General features: G+C 34.1%; 7 protein-coding genes. 1 reads left to right on the top strand and 6 read right to left on the bottom strand.

Annotation, left to right across the window (positions count from 1 at the left end; all coding sequences use genetic code 11):
• Both VFS71_RS17590 and VFS71_RS17595 read right to left on the bottom strand, forming a co-directional pair.
• A partial coding sequence (locus VFS71_RS17590; RefSeq protein ID WP_326402916.1) for an ATP-dependent Clp protease proteolytic subunit occupies nucleotides 1-527 on the bottom strand: 527 nt, incomplete at its 3' end.
• A gap of 230 nt (nucleotides 528-757) precedes the next feature.
• A complete protein-coding gene (locus VFS71_RS17595) occupies nucleotides 758-2,083 on the bottom strand; it encodes a trigger factor (protein WP_326402917.1) in 1,326 nt (441 codons plus the stop codon).
• 419 nt (nucleotides 2,084-2,502) lie between these two features.
• Here VFS71_RS17595 and VFS71_RS17600 point away from each other — a divergent pair, with 419 nt between their 5' ends.
• A complete protein-coding gene (locus VFS71_RS17600; RefSeq protein ID WP_326402918.1) occupies nucleotides 2,503-2,991 on the top strand; it encodes a type ISP restriction/modification enzyme in 489 nt (162 codons plus the stop codon).
• 13 nt (nucleotides 2,992-3,004) lie between these two features.
• Here the strand turns inward: VFS71_RS17600 and VFS71_RS17605 are convergent, their stop codons facing one another.
• The 4 genes from VFS71_RS17605 to VFS71_RS17620 form a co-directional block, all read right to left on the bottom strand.
• A complete protein-coding gene (locus tag VFS71_RS17605; protein ID WP_326402919.1) occupies nucleotides 3,005-3,826 on the bottom strand; it encodes an MOSC domain-containing protein in 822 nt (273 codons plus the stop codon).
• 35 nt (nucleotides 3,827-3,861) lie between these two features.
• The gene (gene chrA / locus VFS71_RS17610; RefSeq protein WP_326402920.1) at nucleotides 3,862-4,983 is read right to left on the bottom strand and encodes a chromate efflux transporter; all 1,122 of its coding nucleotides are present in this window, start codon (nucleotides 4,981-4,983) and stop codon (nucleotides 3,862-3,864) included.
• Nucleotides 4,984-5,113: 130 nt separating this feature from the next.
• Complete coding sequence (locus tag VFS71_RS17615) at nucleotides 5,114-5,458, bottom strand: heavy metal-binding domain-containing protein (protein ID WP_326402921.1); 345 nt, start codon at nucleotides 5,456-5,458, stop codon at nucleotides 5,114-5,116.
• Between the two features lie 233 nt (nucleotides 5,459-5,691).
• Complete coding sequence (locus VFS71_RS17620; protein ID WP_326402922.1) at nucleotides 5,692-6,036, bottom strand: phage holin family protein; 345 nt, start codon at nucleotides 6,034-6,036, stop codon at nucleotides 5,692-5,694.
• Nucleotides 6,037-6,113 lie beyond the last annotated feature (77 nt).

A 6,113-nucleotide genomic window follows, 5' to 3' on the forward strand; every position in this document is an offset into this window, starting at 1 on the left:
TTCAACATTTCGCGTAAGTTGATTTCCATATCGGTAGCAACACCTTGTGCTCCTCCTGATGGTTGGTGAATCATAACACGTGAATGAGGCAAAGCCGAACGTTTTCCAGCAGCTCCCGCACACAAAAGAACAGCTCCCATAGAAGCGGCCATTCCTGTACAAATTGTGGCTACATCTGGTTTGATGTATTGCATCGTATCATAAATTCCTAAACCTGCATAAACACTCCCTCCAGGTGAATTCAAATAAATCTGAATGTCTTTGGAAGCATCAGCACTCTCCAAGAACAATAACTGTGCCTGAACGATGTTTGCAATTTGGTCATCAATTCCTGTACCAAGGAAAATAATTCTATCCATCATTAATCTCGAAAAAACATCCAATTGTGAAATATTCAATTGACGCTCTTCTATAATATAAGGAGTCATATTTTTTGGATTCATCGCAGCTACTATTTTATCATAGTACATTGCATTTACCCCTTGACCCTTAATAGCAAATTTTTTGAATTCTTTTCCGTAGTCCATTTTAAAAAGTTTATAAGTTTATAAGGTATAGTTTCTAATGTTTTTCTGTCTAAATGGTAAAGCAAAGGTTGTTCCTTTTTATTTTTTGTGACAAACTGTCTCGTTTTTCATCTTATAATGATAAAAAACAACTCTTTTTTCAAATCATTTCCATTTTATCAGTACCTATTCAAACAAAAGAGCGTCAAAACAAATATTTTGACGCTCAAATATACTTATTTTTTTATAAATTATTCTCCGTAAGAAGCAGCAATAAACTCTTCGTAAGTCACTTCTTTAGTAGTTGGGTTCGCTTTTTCCTTGAATAATTCAAGTAATTTAGCCGCAACAACTTGGTCAGAAAGTCTTTTCACTTCTTCTTGATTAGACAATACTCTTGCCACAATTCCTTGAACTTCTTCGTCTGTTGGATTTGTTTGTCCAAATTGAGCCATTTGTTGTTTGATAGCATTTGTTGTAAACGCTTTCAAATCTTCAAAAGTAATTTGAATATTGCTTGTAGCCATTGCTTTTCCTTCAATCAATTGGAAACGCAAACCTCTTTCAGATCTTGCATATTCTACGATTGCTTCTTCTGGAGTCAATTGTTTTTCTCCTACAGTTTGCAACCATTTGATTAAGAATTCAGATGGCAAATCAAATTTTGTATTTTCAATCAAAAATTCTTGAACATCAGCCAATAATTTTTGGTCTGCTTGTTGAGCAAATTGAGATTCAGCATCTTCTTTGATTTTTGCTTTCAAGTCTTCCAATGAAGCTACATTTCCAGCACCAAAAAGTTTGTCGAATAATTCTTGGTTCAATTCAGCCAATTCAGCTCCGTTGATAGCCTCGATAGTGAAGTCAACATCCACAGCCAAACCGTGAACATTATCGTGACCTACTTTCAAATAATCCATCAATTGGTGATCATCTTCAAACAAACCTTTAGTATTTACAGTAACTACGTCACCCACTTTTTTACCAATGAATTTATCAGCAGTTGCTTTATCTTTGAAAATTGCCAAAGCAATAGTAGTTGAATTGTTGATTCCTTCAGCTTCGTTAGAGAAAGTTCCAGTAATATCAGAGTCAGCTACAACAACATCCTGAGGAATTGGAGTACCAAATTGTTTTTGGATACGTGCTACTTGACCGTCAATTAATTTATCATCAGCAGTAACGATATATATTACGATATCATTTTTAGCTTCAAGGTCTAATTCAAAACTTGGCACTAAACCAATTTCGTATTCAAAAACCAATTCTTCAGCATCCCAATTAAAGTTTTCGTTAACTTTAGGAAGTGGAGTTCCCAAAAGATTTAATCTTTCAGATTGCACAAAACGCTCCAAAGCCAAATCAACAACTTTCTTCACTTCTTCTTGTTTGATAGCCTTACCGTATTGTTTTTCAACAAGGTCTTTAGGCACAGCACCTTTTCTAAAACCTTTTACAGTCGCCAAAGGCATTTTTTCGTTTATTCTTTTTGCTACCTGTCCTTTGTAATCCATGTGAACAACTGTCATTACAATCGTTTCATTCACAGCGTCTATTGCTACTCTTTTGATATCCATCTTCTTCTTTAATTTACATTATAAAATTGGGTTGCAAAATTATGAAATTTTTGCAACCCAAACAAGTATTTTAAGATTTTGAATTTTAGACAATTATTTAATGAAATCAAGAGCAAATCCCTACTACAATAAAAATCATTTGCTCCATCAATTCATTAAAACTTATATGGGCGAGACCCCATTTTTGGAAAGGGCCAAATCTACTTTACGCTTATACGGCCCCTCCCAAAAATACGTTCGGGCTATCCGGGCTACTTTGGTAGCTTCCTTCTATCCCTCTCGCAAACGTAAAACGAGAAACATAATGCAATACAACAGCATTACTGCCTATTGTGTAATCGATTTATCAAACAAAAACATTATTAGAAATCCAGATAAATCGTATCTTTGTAATGATCAACGCTTTAAAACAAAGCACAATGACACTAGATCAATATCTTTCCAGCATAAGCACAGCGTACAAAGACGGTATTGCAACGGAATTATACGAAGGGGAAATTCCAAGCCTAACCGAAGAAATAATCAATCAAATAGCCCACAAAATAGGTTTACACTTTATACTGGCAAAAGATCCCGAAGGCAACATTTGTATGGCAAACAATAAAGAAGTACGTCCAGAATTCAGACAAACTTTCGCTCCAACCGACATTCTCGATTATGCTTATGCCATTTTACATTCATCAAACTTCAGTTCGGCAGAAAAAAAAATCTTAAAAACAAATTTCCCATACCCAAAAAATGCTGAAATCTTTTGGAAATTAGCCGAATTAGGTTTCCAAATCAAACAAATTCATTTATTGGAAAATCTAGAAACAAAAGATTCTATTACATATCAACAAAAAATAAAACTCGCATTATCTGAAACAAATCTATTAATAAAGAAAATAGACAAAATAATACTGGAATAACTAAAAGACTAATTTATTTTTTAAAACTCAAAACCCGAACGGAATCTCCAACCTTCACCTTCCCTAATCCCAGTCCGATTAAATTCTGACCAAACAACACTTTATTACCGAAATTTCTATATTTCGCCAATGTCTTTAATGGATCTTTTCCAGAAACAACTCCCTTTTCTTGATCAACAGTTGTCATCACGCATCGGTCGCAGGGTTTCACCCCAACAAAAGAAACGTTACCAATTTTGAAGTCCCGCCAATTATCCTCCTCAAAAGCGTCTCCATTGGTAAAAACAAAATTTGGTCGAAATCGATTCATCGGAACTCTAACCTCCAAGCGTCCATTCAAATCATCCAACGAAGCTTGCCCAATAATCAAAAAAGGATATGCATCCGAAAAAGAATTAATTTCATCACCAGTAATCGCATAATCTTGATCCAGTTTACGTACACTCTCATCTGGCATATATACCAATCTCACTGAGAATCCAAGTAATTTTGTAAACCAATCAGTAATCGTTGAACTCACTTCAAAAGCATCAATTGTATCATCCCAGACCGTTACTTTAATTTTAGAATTTACATCTAAAAAAACAGGACGAAGTTCTATATCGATGGATTCCAAATTTACCCTGTGAGTAATTCTCAAAAATCCTTCAACAATTTCTGGACGAAAAAGAGCCAATTCAGGATGTTCCCGCTGCGATAAAAATCGCCCACTGTCATCAACCAACAACCAACGACGATCCAATTCCAATCCACGATCTGTTACTAGAGCTTCTTGCATTGAAATTCCGCCTAACGATTTTACAGGATAAACCCAGATTTCTGAAAGTTCCAACATAACATTATTTTTTTTCAAATCTACAAATTAAACTTCTACACAAGAGTCAATAAATACCCTAAAACAGAACCGCCAATTACAACAATACTGCTATTGATGTTTTTAAAACAAAAAGCAATCACAAGACTTATCAAACCAATGCAAATACTTCTCCAATCCGTAATTGTTGTCATCCCCATATCCACACAAACTGACAAGATAATTGCCACCGATGCGACATTTACCGCATCCAAGAAAACTGCAAACAATTTAGAATTCCTCATTTTCTTCACCAACGGGTTCAACAAAGCGACAAACAAAAACGAAGGCAGAAAGATTCCCACAGTTGCCAATAAAGCTCCTGTCCAATCATTAATTTGATACCCAATAAAAGTAACAGAAGAAAACACCGGCCCAGGCGTAAACTGCCCCACTGCAATCGCATCCATTAATTGGTGGCGCGATAAAATTCCCGTTGCAACCAACTCACTATCCAAAAAAGCAAACAAAACATAACCACTTCCATAGAGAATGGCTCCAATTTTTAGAAATATCAAAAACAAACTCCCATTAGAAATTGAAGTGTTAGAAGAAAAAGGAAAAACTGTAATAGCCAGGAAATTTTGATTAATATTTTGAAATAACCTATTTTTTATCCCAAAAACGAACAAAGCAAAAAAACCGGAACCAAACAACAAGTACAATTCATTGAACTTCAACAACGACAATATCAAGACTAAGATTCCGACACAATAAAGCTCAACTGTTTTTAATGATTTTTTAGCCAAGGAAAAAACAGCAAAAAGGATTACCGCTATTATTGCTGGTTTAATCCCATAAATAAACGGCTGAATTTCTGGAATCTGCCCATACATTTTGTAAATCCAAGCAAAAAATCCGGTTATCAATACCGCCGGAAAAATGAAACATAGCCCAGCAACTATCAATCCTTTCCAACCTGCTCTTTCTTGCCCAATATGAATAGCCATTTCGGTACTGTTAGGTCCCGGAATCAAATTAGTAGCACCTACTAAATCTAAAAAATGCTGTTCGGACATCCACTTTTTCTTGGTAACCACTTCCTCCTTCATCATTGCAATATGCACAGCAGGCCCTCCAAAACCAATAAATCCTAATTTTAAAAACAATCGAGCAAGCTCCTTTAAATTACCATTCATTTACTTTAAAATCTTGATTACTAATAAGAACACTCCATAAAACCATTTTTATTGTTGTTTCCCAAAATTAAAACAAAAAAAACAGCCTTATAAAAAGGCTGTTAGAAAATCAATCTTTAAAAAGATTGATTTATTTTTTATCACTCTTTCTTTCCGTCATAGCCATACCACATTTTGGGCATCTACCTGCTTTGTCAGATGTAGAGCCATCCATAGTACAAACATATTTACTTTTTACGGCAGTAGTGGCTTTACTTTCTTTTGCAGTAGTATTATGTACAGTTTCTTTACTAACTACCAAATCCATTCCACACTTACTGCATTTCCCTCTTTTATCACTCATTTCTTTGGGATGCATAGGACAGGTATACATTGTTTTTTGAACTTCTTTTTTAGGAGCTGTAGCAGTCGTTTGAGCTGACACAGTGGTCCCCATTGCAAACAATGTCATTAATGCAATAATTAGTATTTTCATGATTTTTATTTTTTATTATACATTTTTTGAATTAATTTTTTAGTTTGGTAGTTTAAAATCTTTATCTGAATAATAATTCCTAAAAAAACTGCATTTGGTATTCAAAAGAAACCAAATACAGCTAATATTTATATCAGGAATTCATATTAATTCGATTAAAATCTTTGAACAAAATTACATTACTTCAACTTCAGAATAAGAATCGACATTACAACTTTTAAAAAAATATAAAACTATTTATCATTACCAATAATAGAATAAATAATAGACTGGGATAGTGACAATATGATACTAAAAAACATGGCAACCCAAAATGTATCAACAGTAAATCCTCCAACAATCTTGGTGCATAATAAAATAATCAAGGCATTTACCACCAACAAAAACAATCCTAAAGTCACTATGGTAAAAGGCAAAGTCAGTAGTACCATGATAGGCTTAATAAAAATATTAAGTAGCCCCAAAACAACGGCTACTACCATTGCGGTAAAAGGGCCTGCCACGTGTACACCTGGCAAAAAATGAGCAATTCCAAAAACTAATCCTGCGGTAACAATTATTCTAATAATCAAATTCATAGTCTCGTCTTTTAAAATTTCAATAAATATAACAAATTTTCTAAACTATATTAAATTATTTTAAAAAAGCACTTGCT

The sequence above is a fragment of the Flavobacterium sp. genome (assembly GCF_035760125.1).
GTDB lineage: Bacteria > Bacteroidota > Bacteroidia > Flavobacteriales > Flavobacteriaceae > Flavobacterium.

Coding starts and splice junctions, on each gene's coding strand:
- VFS71_RS17595 (WP_326402917.1), bottom strand. CDS start 2,083: ATGGATATCAAAAGAGTAGCAATAGACGCTGTGAATGAAACGATTGTA.
- VFS71_RS17600 (WP_326402918.1), top strand. CDS start 2,503: ATGACACTAGATCAATATCTTTCCAGCATAAGCACAGCGTACAAAGAC.
- VFS71_RS17605 (WP_326402919.1), bottom strand. CDS start 3,826: ATGTTGGAACTTTCAGAAATCTGGGTTTATCCTGTAAAATCGTTAGGC.
- chrA (WP_326402920.1), bottom strand. CDS start 4,983: ATGAATGGTAATTTAAAGGAGCTTGCTCGATTGTTTTTAAAATTAGGA.
- VFS71_RS17615 (WP_326402921.1), bottom strand. CDS start 5,458: ATGAAAATACTAATTATTGCATTAATGACATTGTTTGCAATGGGGACC.
- VFS71_RS17620 (WP_326402922.1), bottom strand. CDS start 6,036: ATGAATTTGATTATTAGAATAATTGTTACCGCAGGATTAGTTTTTGGA.